Annotated in this window: 16 protein-coding genes; 12 read left to right on the forward strand and 4 right to left on the reverse strand. The window is 52.0% G+C overall.

Annotated features, from left to right (window positions below; translation table 11 throughout):
• The first annotated feature begins 100 nt into the window (after window positions 1-100).
• The 5 genes from IE117_RS01770 (at window position 101) to IE117_RS01790 (ending at window position 5891) form a co-directional block, all read left to right on the forward strand.
• The gene (locus tag IE117_RS01770; RefSeq protein ID WP_189562635.1) at window positions 101-2761 is read left to right on the forward strand and encodes a tetratricopeptide repeat protein; all 2661 of its coding nucleotides are present in this window, start codon (window positions 101-103) and stop codon (window positions 2759-2761) included.
• A gap of 100 nt (window positions 2762-2861) precedes the next feature.
• Window positions 2862-3365, forward strand: coding sequence for a hypothetical protein (locus tag IE117_RS01775; RefSeq protein ID WP_189562636.1), 504 nt, complete (start codon window positions 2862-2864; stop codon window positions 3363-3365).
• Window positions 3366-3381: 16 nt separating this feature from the next.
• Window positions 3382-4488 carry a serine hydrolase gene (locus tag IE117_RS01780; RefSeq protein ID WP_189562637.1) on the forward strand — a complete coding sequence of 369 codons (1107 nt, stop codon included), beginning with the start codon at window positions 3382-3384 and terminating at the stop codon, window positions 4486-4488.
• A gap of 21 nt (window positions 4489-4509) precedes the next feature.
• The gene (locus IE117_RS01785; protein ID WP_189562638.1) at window positions 4510-5037 is read left to right on the forward strand and encodes a DinB family protein; all 528 of its coding nucleotides are present in this window, start codon (window positions 4510-4512) and stop codon (window positions 5035-5037) included.
• A gap of 131 nt (window positions 5038-5168) precedes the next feature.
• Window positions 5169-5891 (forward strand): ABC transporter ATP-binding protein, encoded by a 723-nt coding sequence (locus tag IE117_RS01790; RefSeq protein WP_308439258.1) that lies wholly within the window; start codon window positions 5169-5171, stop codon window positions 5889-5891.
• On the opposite strand, the gene IE117_RS01795 is transcribed toward IE117_RS01790, so the two are convergent.
• On the reverse strand, window positions 5892-6815 hold the full coding sequence (locus tag IE117_RS01795) for a bestrophin family protein (protein WP_189562639.1): 924 nt from the start codon (window positions 6813-6815) through the stop codon (window positions 5892-5894).
• Between the two features lie 131 nt (window positions 6816-6946).
• Entirely contained in the window at window positions 6947-8344 is a 1398-nt protein-coding gene (lpdA, locus tag IE117_RS01800; protein ID WP_189562640.1) for a dihydrolipoyl dehydrogenase, read from the reverse strand.
• 194 nt (window positions 8345-8538) lie between these two features.
• Here lpdA and prfB point away from each other — a divergent pair.
• A protein-coding gene (gene prfB, locus IE117_RS01805; protein ID WP_189562641.1) for a peptide chain release factor 2 occupies window positions 8539-9613 on the forward strand; the annotation gives its coding sequence in 2 pieces (ribosomal slippage) (window positions 8539-8598 and window positions 8600-9613; 1074 coding nt in all).
• 108 nt (window positions 9614-9721) lie between these two features.
• Window positions 9722-10537, forward strand: a complete 816-nt coding sequence (locus IE117_RS01810; protein WP_189562642.1) for an alpha/beta fold hydrolase — start codon at window positions 9722-9724, stop codon at window positions 10535-10537.
• Between the two features lies 1 nt (window position 10538).
• Here IE117_RS01810 and IE117_RS01815 read toward each other — a convergent pair whose 3' ends face one another.
• Window positions 10539-10985, reverse strand: coding sequence for an SRPBCC domain-containing protein (locus IE117_RS01815; protein ID WP_189562643.1), 447 nt, complete (start codon window positions 10983-10985; stop codon window positions 10539-10541).
• 257 nt (window positions 10986-11242) lie between these two features.
• Window positions 11243-11839: a TIGR04282 family arsenosugar biosynthesis glycosyltransferase gene (locus IE117_RS01820; RefSeq protein WP_189562644.1), complete on the reverse strand. Its 597-nt coding sequence runs from the start codon at window positions 11837-11839 to the stop codon at window positions 11243-11245.
• A 47-nt stretch (window positions 11840-11886) separates the two neighbouring features.
• Between IE117_RS01820 and IE117_RS01825 the strand changes: the two genes are divergently transcribed.
• The 5 genes from IE117_RS01825 (at window position 11887) to lepB (ending at window position 16423) form a co-directional block, all read left to right on the forward strand.
• Window positions 11887-12255 (forward strand): Rid family detoxifying hydrolase, encoded by a 369-nt coding sequence (locus tag IE117_RS01825; RefSeq protein WP_189562645.1) that lies wholly within the window; start codon window positions 11887-11889, stop codon window positions 12253-12255.
• A 31-nt stretch (window positions 12256-12286) separates the two neighbouring features.
• Window positions 12287-13816 (forward strand): glutamate--tRNA ligase, encoded by a 1530-nt coding sequence (gltX, locus tag IE117_RS01830; RefSeq protein WP_189562646.1) that lies wholly within the window; start codon window positions 12287-12289, stop codon window positions 13814-13816.
• Window positions 13817-13978: 162 nt separating this feature from the next.
• Window positions 13979-14221 carry a hypothetical protein gene (locus tag IE117_RS01835; protein WP_189562647.1) on the forward strand — a complete coding sequence of 81 codons (243 nt, stop codon included), beginning with the start codon at window positions 13979-13981 and terminating at the stop codon, window positions 14219-14221.
• A 105-nt stretch (window positions 14222-14326) separates the two neighbouring features.
• Window positions 14327-15106, forward strand: coding sequence for a TIGR00266 family protein (locus IE117_RS01840; RefSeq protein ID WP_189562648.1), 780 nt, complete (start codon window positions 14327-14329; stop codon window positions 15104-15106).
• A gap of 159 nt (window positions 15107-15265) precedes the next feature.
• A complete protein-coding gene (gene lepB / locus IE117_RS01845; protein ID WP_189562649.1) occupies window positions 15266-16423 on the forward strand; it encodes a signal peptidase I in 1158 nt (385 codons plus the stop codon).

Genomic DNA, 16423 nt, shown 5'->3' on the forward strand with positions numbered 1-16423 from the left:
CCAAGAGGGCGCCGATTCATTTATTGGATATTTTTTAGAAAATAGCCTTCTTTTCACGAAATATGTATTAAAATTTTCGGGGAAGGCGTTTTGCAATTATATGAAACAACTCCTTTTTTGGCGTACCTGGTCCACGACAGAAGCCCGGGTGGCTCATTGGGTACTGGGAATCCTGGCCTTGACGCTCCTTGCTTTTCTGGCCAATATCCTTGATCCTCTCGAAAATGCCGTACACTGGGACGTGCTGAGTGAACTCTCCGAGATCACGACCGTCGTGGACATCCTGCCACTCGACGGCTGGCAGTTCGGCGTTACCGTCCCTTCCTACCTGACAATGGAACAATTCGGTGCTGCACCCATGGAGTTGCCCATCTTGATGATTCGCTTCATAGGCGTGTTGGCCCTCCTTGGCCTTTGCGTGATTTTGGCCGCCGTCACGGTTATGCCACGCTTTTGGTACCTGGGCAGTATGGTGCTTTTTATCCTTTTGCTGGCCGCCTGCCGGTTAGAAACGCTCGGGATGTTCGGGGAAGGTTCCCGGCTGCTTTTTGTGGTAACTGTTGTCGCGTATGGAGGTCTCAGTTACTACCTGCACGCTTTCCGGCCCGATTGGGGCATCAACATCAGGATTTTCTCTTTTGTGGGCCTTACGGTCCTGATGGTTTTACTCGTGGCCTTCGCATCTCCCGTATTGCAGCCGATGCTGACGTTTGCGGTTTTCAGCTACCCGCTGTGGTTGCTGCTTGCCATCATCTTTATCCTGATGACTGCCACCGAAATACTGGCCGGATTAGTCTGGTTGAGTACGAGTGGGCAAAAAGGCAAGCCATCGCTGATCAATTTTCTGGTTATCAGTAGTTTTTATCTACTAACGCTACTTTTGCTTTTTCTTAAAAACACCCAGCGGATTGAGTGGAACACCTTTATGGTGAGCCCGGTCGTACTGGCGCTGGCGGCGGGTTTGCTGGGTATTTGGGGGTTCCGCAGAAGAACCAAAGCCGCCTCGATTGACGCGTTGAACTACCGCGCCGTGGGCTTCTGGCTGTACGTGGGGCTATTTATCGTCGCGCTGGCCTTCGGAGGTTATGCCGCGGCTACTGCCAATGACCCGACGCTGGAAGTATTGGAAGATATGGTCGTGGAAGGTCAGCTGGCAATGAGTGCAGTGTTCTACTTTTACATTCTGGCCAACTTCCTTCCCCTTTTCCGGCAGGGGCTGGCGGTACACAAGGTTTTGTACAAACCCCTGAAATTCGGCCTGACCCGGACCCGGCTGCTCGGCTTTGCGGGCGTGGTATTTCTGGTTTCTACCCAGGAGATGCTGCCTTTTTATCAAGCCGTGGCGGGGTACTTCAACGGTTTGGGCGACCTCTACACTAAAACTAAAGAATATACCCTGGCCGAGCAGTATTACAAGATGGCCCTGCAACAGGAATTTCAGAACCACAAGTCCAACTACGGTCTGGCGTCGTTGGCCCTGCGCCAGGACGACCGGACCGCGGCGGCTTACTACTTCAATCAGGCGACTCTGAAAAACCCGTCGCCGCAGGCGTACGTCGGCCTGGGAGGGGTACTTTCGCAGGAAAGTTTGTTTTTTGACGCCGTTGCCAGTTATCAGGAAGGTATCCGGAAGTTTCCCGAAAGCAGCGAACTGCTCAATAATCTTGGCATACTGTACGCCCGTACCAATGTGGCCGACTCGGCCTATTATTACCTCGACCGCGCCCAGCGAGCCAGTAGCCACGACGACGTTCCGGCCACGAACCTGCTGGCCCTGTATGCCAAAAGTACCGACGATGAGCTGCTGGATTCGCTCGCCCGCACTGCCGGAGGAAGAAACTACTACCCCTGGCAGGCCAATTGGCTGGCTGTGCAAAACCTTCGGCAAAAATTCGACAAACAGGATTTTATCAAAAAAGTCATTCGCGAAGACTCGCTGCTGAACGTGTCGGGTATGGCTTATCTGGTCAATTATTCGCTCAACCAGGCACGTTACGACAGCACGCCCGTGCGTCTGGTTTCGTCGCTGGCGGTGAAGAATCCGTTTTTAGCAGATGATTTGCTATTGCCTTCACTTTACCCTGAATTCTACAGCGGCAATCGCCGGCGGGCGATTGAGGCCATGCTGGTTTTGGTAGAAGAAGGCGGCGAAAAAGCCGAAACCTACCGCAAAGTTCTTGGACATTGGCTGTTGCAACTCGGACTGTACGAACAGGCGGCGGAGCAATTCGGCCTGGTGCAGAGCCCGGAGGGGTTGATTGGGCAGATTCTGGCCAATGCATTTATGGGGAATGAAGCCATTGCGGGTGTATTGATCGAGCGATTGCCCGAACAGGGTGCGGAAGCGGCAATGGACCCTTTGCGCAAAACCCTGGCCAGCGGCTTCAGGCCCGGCGTGCTGGGCGATTCGCTGCTGCTGGCGGCCCAGCAAAACCCTTCCATCGCTGCCTACGTGAAGGCAGTCCGGGCCAATCCTTTCAGTGGGCGTATCGTTGCGGCGGCGGCCTCGTACTTCCGGCAACAGAAGCAGTCGGCGCGCGCCTACGAACTGGTGACGAAAGCTCTTCAGTTCAACCAATCTTCCCCCCAAATCTGGGAACAATATGCCTTATTGAGCGTTGAACAGGGATTACTGGCGCAGTCGGAGGAAGGCGTGGCAAAAGTAGAGCAACTTGCTGCCGATGCCGACTATCAGGCGTTTCTGAATCGCTATCAACCCATGCGGGCACTCATCGAAAAACAACGCGCCGAGTTTCGGTGATGCCGTATTTTTGGGTTTAGGTATTTAGGATTCAGGTAAGCCTGGTACGCGAATCGCGTAATATCATATCTGAAACCTGGCAACCTAATACTTAATAGCTTTGAACTTAACATGGAAAATGCTTGGCCTGGCGCGGGAATACCGCCTTTTCAACGGCAGGCAGATTATCGGAATCTTAAAGAATGACTTCTGGAACCGTAAGGCTTACGGCGAATTTAAGGGCTTTTTAGTGCGGTTTGAGCATCAGGGCATGGGCAAAAAAAAGGCCTGGATCCTGGATATTGAAGGAGAAAAAGTACTGGGTACCATTGAGTTCAGTACTTCGCCACGCTCGGCTACCATCACCTACGATGGGGAGGGCTTCAATTGGAACACGTTACACGAAAAACCGCGCGGTAGCTGGCTGGTTGGCAATGGAGAAGAAGAGTCGAGGTACCTTGCCGAAGGTTCGCTGGGAAGTCAGGGTAAAATCACCGATGCCTACCTGCCACCGGTTGTACTGCTGGCGGGCTTGTATGTTCGGGGTTATTTCTTGGCAAGGCGGGTATCAATTCTTGCAGGGTTGTTTTTCATAGGCCTCATGATGGGCTACATGGCGAGTTGATCAGGTCTGAACCAATATGAAAGCATTAAAAATTATCGGCATAATCGTAGGTGTCCTTGTTCTGGCTTTCGCCGGACTGGCGGCATACGCATATCTCACCTACTTTAATTTCGAAGGTGATTATGTCGCTAACTTTATTGCCAAAAACAAGCAGAAAAGTGCGCTGTACTGGGTTCGGAATGACAGCCTGATGGCCGAGCAGAATCCCAGCCGCAAGATGCCGCTGGCCAGTACGGTCAAGATTATCATTGCCATTGAGTTCGCCGAGCAGGTTTCTTCCGGCAAAATAGATCCGGCAGAGCAAGTGCCGCTCAGCGAGTTATCGCGCTTCTACATTGACGGCACCGACGGCGGCGCTCATCCGGCCTGGTTGAAACAAATGAAGGAGAAAAACCTGGTGGCGGCCGGTACAGCTTCGCTGCTGGAAATAGCCAAAGGCATGATCCGTCATAGTAGTAATGCGAACACCGAGTACCTGATGTGGCGGCTGGGACTGGCACCTATCAATGCCAACCTTATTGACCTGGGGCTGACGAAGCACGATTCGCTCTATCCGTTCGTATCGGCGCTGTACGTTTGTTCGGAGGAAAATTCGGCCAAGGGGCTGAAACTGATGGGTATGGACTTGTACAAAAAGAAGTCGATGCACTACTTTGAAGTACTGAAAATGGACACGACCATCAAGGAGAGGTTCAACCGTGCGCATGTGAGCGCACCTGTGCAGCGTGTGTGGTCCGACCGACTGCCCGGAAGTACGGTTCGCGAGTACGATGGCATCCTGCAAAAAATCCAGAGCCGTACGTACTTCGATCCGACAACCCAAAAAACGCTGGAAGAGATTATGGAATGGCCCATGGAAGCCTTCGACACTAACCGGAAAAAGTACCTGCATCTGGGCGCAAAGGGCGGATCGACCGCTTTTGTATTAACTTACGCTCTTTATGCCACCGACCAGAAAGGCGACCGTACCCGCCTGACGTTTTTCTTTGACGACCTCACGACCGTAGAAAGTACCTTCCTGCAAGCCATGCTTGGTGATTTTCAGCAAAAAGTACTTTCGGGAGATGAAAAAGAACGTCAGGCAATTCTGAAAACACTGAATACAACAACGATTGGCGATTGACCCGCTCTCGCCTGGAACCGCATGAAATACTTTTTGCTGTTATTGATCTTGGGCTCGTCATTTGCCGCCTTCGCGCAGTCCGAAGCTGTGCATTTGCAGGAACTGCAGCAGAAGTGGACTAACGCCAAAGCCTACACGCTGGCGCTGGCTGAATCTATGCCCGCCGAAAAGTATAGTTTCCGGCCAGTGGAAGGGGAGATGACTTTTGGCACCCAGATGGTGCATTTATCGTCAAACATGGTGTGGTTGTGTTCTGAATACCTGACCGACAAAAAGCCGCCCCGCATTCGGAAAGACGTGGACGGCTTTGCCGACAAATCTAAAGACGAGGTACTTCAAGTAGTTTCGGAATCGCTGGACTACGCTTCCGAAACCTTGAAAAACTTTGACCCCGAAAAACTCAACGAAACCGTCAGGTTTTTCAGCGGTCCGATGACTAAGCGGCAGATCATCAATCTGATGAATGACCATTTGACCCATCACCGCGCTCAGGCCATTGTGTACCTGCGGCTGAATGGAGTTCTGCCACCAAAGTACGTAGGATGGTAAAAATAAGGTTTGCGGTGAAAGCGGGGCGCTTTTTGGCGTCCGAAGGTGTTAAAGCCAATCTTTTGACCGGGACCTGAGAGGCATCCGCGAACCGTTGACCAAAACCCTTAACTTTTAACCAAAAGAACGAAGTGAAAATAATCGAAACCTCCGAAATATCGCGCCGTTACATCATGGGCACCCAGGTAGTTGACGCTTTGAAATCTGTCACGATCTCGGTCAACAAGGGCGAATACGTCGCCTTCATGGGCCCTTCCGGCTCGGGCAAATCCACGCTGATGAATATCATCGGCTGCCTCGATACGCCTACCTCAGGTACGTATATCCTCAATAACAAGGATGTCAGCGACATGACTGAAAGCGAACTGGCCGAAATTCGTAACAAGGAAATCGGTTTCGTATTTCAGACCTTCAACCTGCTGCCGCGTATTTCGTCGCTTGACAATGTGGCTCTGCCGCTTATTTATTCGGGCCTCAATAAAGCTGACCGCACCGAAAAGGCCAACCAGGCGCTTTCCAATGTCGGGCTGGGCGACCGGGGGCACCACCGACCAAACGAGCTCTCGGGTGGACAGCGGCAGCGGGTGGCCGTGGCCCGCGCCCTGGTCAACGATCCCAGCATCCTGCTGGCCGATGAACCCACGGGTAACCTGGATACCAAGACTTCCTACGAAATCATGGACCTTTTCGACCAACTGCACAGCAAGGGCAATACCATCGTAATGGTGACGCACGAGGAAGACATCGCCATGTACGCCCACCGCGTCATCCGTTTGCGCGACGGACTGGTGGAGTCGGATACAGTGAATCCCAATCCGACCAAAGTGAAGCATATCCTGGCGCAGGAAGAATAGTCAAAAGACCTTCTCATAAAGCTCGCGCTGCTCGGCGGGCTGCTTTTCCAGGTCCACTTCCAGAATCTCGAAGACGTTCTTCGTGATGGTGTGGGCGATGTCGCCCGTGGGCAGGTCGTTACAATCCAGACCAAAGGGATCTTCAATCTCGCTGCCCATCATTTCAATGCCGATAAAGGTAAAGAAAATGAAGGCCACTAATGGAATAGTGAAATAGCCAAAGTCGCGCACCAGTCCGAAGGGTAACATCGAAGCGTAGCCCAAAATCAACAATTTGACGTAGACACTGTACGAAAAAGGAATCGGCGTTTTCTTAATCCGCTCGCAGGCCCCGGCTATGTCCAGTAGTGCTTGCGTGTGGGGCTTCATGTTGCGGGTGTCATCGCCCGTTATAGCGCCGCTGCGATAAAGGGTCTGGGTTTTCTGAAAAATCAGGGAAGAAATATGGCTGGGGATGTGCTTGTATTTTTGATAATCAGTGATTTCCTGTGGAGTAAGATGGATTAACTCTTCAATGCGGGTACCCTGGCGTAAGTGTTCTTTTAGGGATAGGCAGAAATTGGAAATCAAGGTTGCCATTTCGGCGCGGCTACGCACATCTCCTTCCGGGAATATGGCGTGGGCCGTCACGGCCAGATTGCGGCAGTGGTTTACCAGTGCGCCCCACTGCTTGCGGCCCTCCCACCAACGGTCGTAAGCCGTGTTGGTGCGAAACACAAGCAGCACGCTCAGCACGATACCCAGCAGTGAGAAAATACTGGATGGTGCGTGGATTTCCAGCTCGCCTTCCATGACCAGGACGCAGAAAACAGCGGTAAAACCAGCCACGGCTGCTGTGCTGCGCATCATTTTACGCATTGTCCAGCTACGGGTAAGGTGGGCGATGTCACCAAGGAAATGTTTGTTGGTTTCGTAAACGATCATGTTGAGTTGAGTTTTAGAAGTTCTTCATATTTATTAACAGGGGTTGCTGATCCTGCTTGTCAGCTTTTGCCAGAAAAAATCCCTTCCCGAAATTTTCCGGGAGGGGATTTTTAACTAAAAAGAGAAAGAAATCAAAGGTCGATCGCCTCTCCGTATGCTGCTTCCGTTGCGCCTTTCACTGCCTCCGACATGGTGGGGTGGGGGTGGATCGAGCGCAGTATTTCGTGCGAGGTAGTTTCGAGCTTGCGGGCTACAACTACCTCGGCGATCATCTCCGTAACGTTGGCGCCGATCATGTGCGCACCCAGCCACTCGCCGTATTTGGCGTCGAAAATCACTTTGACGAAACCTTCCTTCGCACCCGCTGCCGACGCTTTGCCGGAAGCCATGAAAGGAAATTTACCGACTTTGATGTCGTAGCCTTCCTCGCGGGCCCGCTTTTCGGTCAAGCCGACGGATGCAATTTCGGGCTGGCAGTAGGTGCAGCCGGGAATATTGTTGTAGTCGAGGGCTTCGGTCTTGTGGCCGGCAATTTTCTCGGCGCAGATGATACCTTCCGCCGTTGCCACGTGCGCCAGGGCCGGGCCGGGAGTACAGTCGCCGATGGCGTAGTAACCCGGAACGTTGGTTTCGTACCACTCGTTGACGGTGATTTTGCCGCGCTCGGTAGCAATCTTCATTTCTTCCAGGCCGATATTTTCGAGGTTAGCCACTACGCCCGCTGCCGACAACACTACTTCGGCTTCGAAAGTCTTGGGGCCGTCTGGCGTTTTGACGGATACTTTGCAGAGCTTACCGCTGGTATCGACTTTCTCCACCGACGAATTGGTGTAAATATCGATGCCCATTTTCTTGTACTGCTTCGTCAGCTCCTTGGACACGTCCTCGTCCTCCACAGGAACCATCGTCGGCAGAAACTCCACGATCGTCACCTTGGTACCCATGCTGGCGTACACGAAGGCAAACTCCACGCCAATAGCGCCGGAACCGATCACGAGCATACTTTCGGGTTGCTTTTCCAGGCTCATGGCCTTGCGGTATTCGATGATTTTCGTGCCGTCGATCTTGATATTGGGTAGTTCCCGGGCGCGGCCGCCCGTAGCAATGATTACGCCCTTGCTGGCTGCATATTCAGTTTTTTTGCCATCGGCGTCGGTCACTTCGACTTTCTTGCCGGGAATCACTTTCCCGTAGCCCATGATGACGTCGATTTTGTTTTTCTTCATCAGAAAGGCCACGCCTTTACTCATGCCGTTGGCTACGCCCCGGCTTCGCTGAATTACGGCCCCGAAGTCGGCAGAATTCTCGCCGACGTTGATACCGTAGTCCTTGGCATGCTTGATATATTCAAAAACCTGTGCACTTTTCAACAGAGCTTTTGTAGGAATGCAGCCCCAGTTGAGGCAGATGCCGCCCAGGCTTTCTTTTTCCACAATTGCCACTTTCAATCCTAATTGCGAGGCACGAATGGCCGCCGGATAACCACCGGGACCGCTGCCTACCACAATAACGTCATATGTTTGAGCCATTTCTGAGTTAGTTTGGGGTATGAGGTTTTGCTAAAAAAACGTCGCAAATATAAGCCTTTTTTGCGGCAAAGCCGAAGGAGCTGAGTTCCTATATTCAAGGCAGAAATCACTATCTTTGCAGTTTTGAAAGCAATTGACGCAAAAGGGTACTACCTCACGGTCGGTTGCTTACTACTCATTATCCATTTAAGAAAATGACTCAGGATCAGTTGAAAGAGCTGAAGGGCCGCGTAGAGGCCTTGGGGAGGTATCTTTGACTACGGTCATCGCAAAAACCAACTCGAACAATTAGAACTACAAACTGCACAGCCTGAATTCTGGACTGACTCGGCCCGCGCCGAGAAAGTGATGAAGGAAATTCGGGGATTGAAATTCTGGACCAACGGCTACGAAGAACTCGCCCGGCGGCGCGACGACCTGGACGTGATCTGGGAGTTTTATGACGCCGACGAAGCCACCGAAGAGGAAGTGGACGCCGAAGCCGCCAAGCTCACCGAAAAGCTGGAGGAGATTGAATTCCGTAAGATGCTCGGCGAGGAAGGCGACGATCTGCCAGCGGTGATCGAGATCAACGCCGGAGCGGGCGGTACCGAGTCGCAGGACTGGGCGTCGATGCTGATGCGAATGTACATCATGTGGGCTGAGAAAAACGGCTATAAGGTGCGCGAAGTCGATTTGCAGGATGGCGAAGTAGCGGGCGTGAAGTCCGTGACGCTTGAAATCGAGGGCGAGTATGCCTACGGCAACCTCAAATCCGAGAATGGCGTGCACCGCCTGGTGCGCATTTCGCCCTTTGACTCCAACGCCCGGCGACATACGTCGTTCACCTCGGTGTATGTTTACCCGCTGGCCGACAACGACATTGAGATCGATGTTAACCCGGCGGATATTACCTGGGATACGTATCGCTCCGGCGGTGCGGGCGGCCAGAACGTCAACAAAGTCGAGACCGCCGTGCGGCTGCACCACAAGCCTTCGGGCATTGTCATTGCCTGTCAGCAGGAACGCTCGCAGTTGATGAACAAGGAGGTGGCCATGCGGCTTCTGAAATCGAGGCTATACCAGATCGAACTGGAAAAGCGTAACGAGGCACGCGCCGAAGTGGAGGCATCGAAGCGTAAGATCGAGTGGGGGTCACAGATCCGCAGCTACGTCCTTGACGATCGCCGTGTGAAGGATCACCGCACTGATTACCAAACCTCGAACACCGATGCCGTCCTGAACGGGGATCTCAATGATTTCATCAAGGCCTATCTTATGGAGTCGTAATTGAGGAAGGGTTAATGGTTAACGGCAACGCGGAAATTCCGGGTAAGAATAGTGTAGAGGAAAGCTATCGACCGTTTCAAAAACCTATTGGCCTTTAACCGTTAACCCTTGACCCATACGACCACGCCATTGAAACTGCACTACGACTGCCTCGGCCACGGGCCGAACGTGCTGCTGGCTTTTCACGGGGTGGGGCAAACGGGGCGTCGCTGCTACGAGCCCTTCGCCCGGCATTTGGGCCATTACTACACGATTTATGCGTTTGACCTGTTTCATCACGGACAAAGCAAGGGCGTGAGCGGCAGCGATGATTTTTCCGATGCCGACGTGCTGACCAGGGCGCTTTGGAAAGACCTGATTCAAAAGTTCATTAAGGAAAAAAATATTGTCCGCTTCGATGTGGTAGGTTTTAGCCTGGGCGGACGCTATGCCCTGGCTACCGCAGAGGCTTTTTCCGAACACCTGGAGCGGCTGATTCTCATTGCTCCCGATGGTGTGGTGGATCATCCGCTGTTCGGGATAGCCACTCGCTTTGCACCCACGCGCGGGCTGTACCGGCGGCTTAGCGACAATCCGCAACCGCTCTTTGCCGCCGCCGATCTGGCGCAGAGAGCACGAATTCTGCCCGAAAAAATGGTGAGCTTCGTACGCTACGCTATGGGGACAGCCGAGCAGCGGCGGCGAATTTACCGTTCCTGGGTAAGCTTGCGGGAATTGTCTTTCAACATCGCCAAACTCCACGCTCAGCTAAAAAGAAATGGAGTGGAAGTGTGGCTTTTTGTGGGCAAATACGATCCTGTTATCGTGCCTGCCAAGTTGAAATTGTTGTCGGAGCGATTGCCCGAGAAACACTTCTTCGTGCTGGAAAGCGGCCACGGGGGATTGGTAGAGCGGGCTGCGCTGGTTATGAAACAAAAAGAATAAGCTAAGCCTCCTCGGCTAGGGTCTTGATTTTTGCCATTGCCCGTTTCCAGGCCAAAGTCATAGAATCGAAAGAATCTTCGGCCATTTCAACTTCTACGCTCAGTTCGGTGGCACCTTCTTTGTGGGTCAGCAGGTAAGTCTCTTTGCCTCCCTTCACGCTCATGGCTTCTTCGCTTGTGTAATCTTCCTCACCGCCGAACACCACACCCTGATACTCTATTGAGAGCATAAGCGGGGGCTCGTTCACTAGTACTTCCCCCACAAGTCCCCCGCCGCTTACGTCCGTAAACAGCACCTTACTACCTTCTTCCCAATTGGTTTTGGGCCTGGCGCCAAAACTGAACTCGCCATACCAGCGCGGCGTAAAACGTTCATCGGTTAGTATTTCCCAAACCTTTTCCCGTGAGGCGGCGATTTCCACCGCCTTCTCGATGGTTTTCCTTTTCATCGGTAATTGCGTTAACATGGTCGGTTGAAGTTTTTCCTTCTTTAAGTAATGAAGAGGATGGTGGAACATTGTCGGAAAGCGCAGAGAATGATATTCTAGTTGTATTACAAAGGACCGAATTACCGAAATATTATAATATAATCCAAACATATAATAGATTTATAAACTAACATATGTTTGAGGGAAAGAATAAGAAATGCACAGGATTAATATTAAATACCTGTTTTATAGGTTAATTATTTGGAGAGGGTGAGAAACTACCCCTTTGCGTTTAAATAGTCCTCCCATTCATCGATGTCGGTAAGAGGCTCCAGCAAGTCATAACTGATCTTGTGTTTCATCAATGCCGCTTCGGTTTGCTCCATAAGATGGGGCTGGCTCCACGGCATACCGTCGAAGATTTCTTCGTACAAACGATTCATGCCTAGCAGGTAATAGCCCCCGTCGGTAGATGGGCCAATCACCACATCATGCTGCTGGAGTTGCTGAAAAGCGGTCTCTAAATGCCGGAGTTTCAAATCCAGGCAGTCGCTGCCGATGATTACGACACTGTCAGCCCCCTGCGCAAATTGTTCACGGAATGCCTGCTTCATGCGGTCGCCGAGGTCTCCATCCTGAGGTTGCAGAGCCTTGTGCCACCCGTTCCACAGATCATCGTGATTGATGAAGTCACCATAATACACCGTCTTAGCATAGCTATCGGCAGAAAGCAGGTCGGCGGTTCGGCAGGTATATTCCAGTAGTTCACGATAAATTTCGACGGCTTTTGGGTGGCCGACGGTTTTGGCGATCCGGGTCTTTACCTTACCCTCGATGGGGTTCTTTACGAAAATAATCAGGGCGGGAAGTGGCATAATTTGGTAGTTTTGTGCTTCTGAAAAAGATCCAAACAACTAAAATTATGCCCAAAAAAATAATATTCACCGATAAGGCCCCCGCCCCCATCGGGCCGTACAGTCAGGCAGTCATGATCAATGATATGCTCTATGTTTCGGGCCAGATTGCCTTGAAAGAGGCCGAAACCGGGGATGTCAAGTCTGAGGCCAGGCAGGTTATGGAAAACATCGGACATATCCTCACTGCCGCCGGACTCACCTACGCACACATTGTCAAATCCAGTATTTTTCTGAAAAAGATGGATGACTTTGCACTGGTTAACGAAGTGTATGGAGCCTATTTCGAGAATGAGCCGCCCGCCCGCGAAACCGTGCAGGTGGCAAAACTACCGAAGGATGTGAACGTGGAGATTTCGGTGATTGCGGTTATTTAATGAACAACAGACAGACAGTGAACAATTGACAATGCAAGATAAAACAGTACGCGTACGATTTGCGCCCAGCCCTACCGGGCCACTTCATGCCGGAGGTGTGCGCACGGCCCTATACAATTACCTTTTTGCCCGGCAGACGGGCGGCCAGATGCTGCTGCGCATCGAGGATACCGATCAGGCGCGTTACGTGCCCGGCGCCGAAGATTACATTCTGGAAGCCCTGGCATGGCTGGGTATTTCCATTGATGAGGGGCCCAACGTCGGCGGACCTCACGCACCTTACCGGCAGTCGGAGCGAAAGGAAATGTATCGTGAATACGCTGAGAAACTGGTATTCGAAGGAAAAGCCTATTATGCTTTTGATACGCCGGAAGAACTTGACGCTATGCGCAAGCGCCTGGAAGAGGCCAAAGTACCCGCCGCACAGTATAATGCCATCACGCGGCTTCAGATGACCAATTCGCTGACATTGCCGATTGCCGAAACCAAAAAACGCCTCGAAAGCGGCGAGCCATACGTCATCCGGATGCAGGTGCAGCCCAAAGATGACATTCGCTTTAACGACCTGATTCGCGGCTGGGTAGTGGTGCATTCGTCACAGATTGACGACAAGGTACTTCTCAAATCTGACGGAATGCCGACATACCACCTGGCTAATATCGTAGATGACCACCTGATGGGCATCACCCACGTGATCCGGGGGGAGGAGTGGCTGCCCTCGGCTCCGATGCACGTGCTGCTGTACCGTTATCTGGGCTGGGAGGCAACCATGCCGCAGTTTGCGCATCTCCCGCTACTGCTGAAACCCGACGGTAACGGCAAGCTATCCAAGCGCGATGCTGATCTGGGCGGCTTTCCCATTTTTCCGCTGCAATGGACCGATCCCAAAACGGGCGAAATCGCCAAAGGCTTCCGCGAAGAGGGCTATTATCCCGAAGCTACCACCAACTTTTTGGCTTTGCTGGGCTGGAATGCCGGAACCGAGCAGGAGATTTTCTCGATGCAGGCACTGATCGATGCGTTTAGTTTTGAGCGCGTGCACAAGTCAGGCGCGAAGTTCGACATTCAGAAGGCAATGTGGTTCAACCAGCAGTACCTGAAGGAAAAGGACGACCTGACGATGGCCGCACAGGTGCAGCCGCTTTTTGCCAAAAAAGGAATTGAAATCTCCGACGAACAAGCGATCCAAATCGTTCACTTGCTTAAGGATCGCGTACATTTTGTTCACGAAATAGTGGACGAATCGGCTTTTCTGTTCTCTGCTCCCGAAAGCTATGACCAGGAAATCGTTGCCAAAAAATGGAATGAAGATGCCCAGCGCGGTATCTCAGCCTTCGCCGAAGGGTTGGCTGCTTACGATGGCGAGTTTGTGGCCGAAAATATAAAGCACGTGTTGGCCGGGACCCTGGAAACCGCGGGCATCAAAATGGGGAAAATCATGCAGGCACTGCGGCTCGCAGTTACTGGCTCAGGGACTGGGCCGGACCTGATGGTGACAATGGAGATTCTTGGAAAAGAGGAAGTAGTGCGACGCTTGCGACGGGCTGTGGAGGTGTTATAGGCCGCCCCTTCTATCCACCCAAAAAGGCCAGCGAAAGGCCGATACGTACCATTTACTCAAATAACCTTGTCTTTCCAGGCAAGGTTATTTACATTAGGAGCAATCAATGGTCAGCCACTGTTGCCCGGTTCATAATCCATTGTTCACTATCCATTAACTACCATGGCCAAGAAAAAACAATCTGATCCCAACGAGGCGGACGCTGAAAAGCCCCGCGTGCATAAAGACCTCGAAGGCTTCGATATCCAGATCAATTCCTTCGGTGAAATCACCACCAGTTTCGACATGGACCGCGTCAACGAATTCCTCAATAAAAATGTGGATGACAAAAAACTCCGGGATCGTGAAGACATCCCCGGCCGTAAAAAGCGGAAGAAAAAAAGCAAATCCGAAGAGGAAGAGTAGGGAAGGATGGACAGGGAGCAAAGCGGGGCGCCCCGTGGCGAACAAAGCGCCAAAATAGACTTGCGCCGCCTAAACACGTAAACTCTAAACACCTAAACAATACCCATGACATCACACGAAATAGACTATAAAATCATCGGCGAAGACATTCAGGTAGTGGAGGTCGAGCTTGACCCCAACGAGACCGTTATCGCCGAAGCCGGGGCTATGCTTTATATGGAGGATGGCATTCAGTTCGAGACTAAAATGGGCGATGGCTCCGAGCCAAACCAAAGCATTATGGGGAAGATTTTCCAGGCTGGAACGCGGCTCATTACCGGGGAATCGCTCTTCATGACGCACTTCACCAACCGGGGATACGGTAAAAAAAAGGTGGCCTTTGCGGCACCCTATCCCGGTACGATCATGCCGATTGATCTACGTCTGATTCCCGGCAACGAACTCATTGTGCAGAAAGACGGCTTCCTGTGCGCGGCCTTGGGAACGAGCATGAAAATTCACTTCAACCAGCGCATCGGTTCAGGCTTGTTCGGTGGCGAGGGCTTCATCCTGCAAAAACTGCGCGGAGATGGCATGGCGTTCGTGCACGCGGGTGGCGTGATGATGGAGCGGCAGCTCAATAACGAGATGCTGCGCGTGGACACGGGCTGCGTCGTCGGCTTTGAGCCCAGCATCAGCTTCGACATACAGCGGGCGGGCGGCCTGAAATCAATGGTGTTCGGCGGAGAGGGAATGTTCCTGGCTACATTACGGGGCACCGGGAAAGTTTATCTGCAATCCATGCCGATCTCGAAGCTTATCGACCGTCTCTCGCCTCGTGGAGGAAATGCCAAGAAGGAAAGCGGCTCAGTACTGGGTGGCTTGGGAGATTTGTTCGAAGGTTAAAAGCTTGATCCTGAGGTTATGCAAGGCCGGACCATGGATGGTCCGGCCTTTTTATTTGCAAAATCAGTAAAATGCCCTTTTATATTTATATAAAAGATTTTTATATATAAAATTGTATATTTGGTTCAATTTTAGCAAACCCTAATCCTCTTTAAAATCATGTTCAAAAAGAAGCCAGCTACTCCCAAACCCAAAAAATCTTTCTTCCGCGAGTGGGCTGACTCGCTGCTGTTTGCAGTCATTGCCGCCACGCTGATTCGTTTTCTGACTTTCGAGGCATTTGCTATTCCCACACCTTCCATGGAAAGTACCCTCATGGTGGGTGACTATTTGTTTGTGAGCAAGCTACACTATGGCATCCGCACGCCCCGCACACCCCTGCAAGTACCTTTGACGCACCAGAAAATCTGGGGGACCGACATCCCCTCGTTCAGCGATGCCATTCAGCTGCCCGTGTACCGCACTCCCGGTTTTTCGGAAGTCAAAAGCGGCGATGTGGTCGTGTTCAACTACCCGCCCGGCCTGGCAAATGAAACGGAGTATCCTGCCGACATGAAAACCTATTATGTCAAGCGCTGCATCGGCACGCCGGGCGACAAGATCAAAATCGGACGGGAGGTAGTTTTCGTGAACGGCAAAGAAATGCCAGCTCCGCCCCGCGCCGAGACGTTTTATTTTGTTAAAACAAAGGAAAACCTGAACGAACGATTCTTTCGCCGCTACGACATCGTCAATGACTTCAACTCACCCGATGGGCCTTTCATCAATTGGCAGCCTGTGGAGGCTTATGACGAGTCCACCAAAACCAATGTACCCATTGGCTATAATGTCAACATGACGCAGTCCGTATTGGCTCAATTCCGGGAAATGGAATGGATTGAGCGAATAGAACCGACTACCGCGCTGCCCAATGTAGCGGAGCCGGGCGCATACGGCAGTGCTGCTTATAACTGGAACCGCGATAACTACGGGCCGCTGATCGTGCCAAAACAGGGCGCCATTATCCCGATCAACGAAAAAACAATTGCCGTGTACGGGCCCATTATAAAACGTTATGAGGCTAATAAGAAGGTGGAAGTGGCCCCCGGCATTATTAGTATCGACGGGCAGGTAGTCACTTCTTACACTTTTAAGCAGGATTATTACTTCATGATGGGCGACAACCGCCACAACTCCGAGGACTCGCGTTTCTGGGGATTCGTGCCCGCTGACCATATCGTGGGCAAGGCGGTATTTGTTTGGATGTCCATCGATCCGGTAGCTGATCAGGTCTGGAATAAAATCCGCTGGAATCGCCTGTTCCGGGTGATCGAGTAA

The organism is Persicitalea jodogahamensis, assembly GCF_014651615.1.
Lineage (GTDB): Bacteria > Bacteroidota > Bacteroidia > Cytophagales > Spirosomataceae > Persicitalea > Persicitalea jodogahamensis.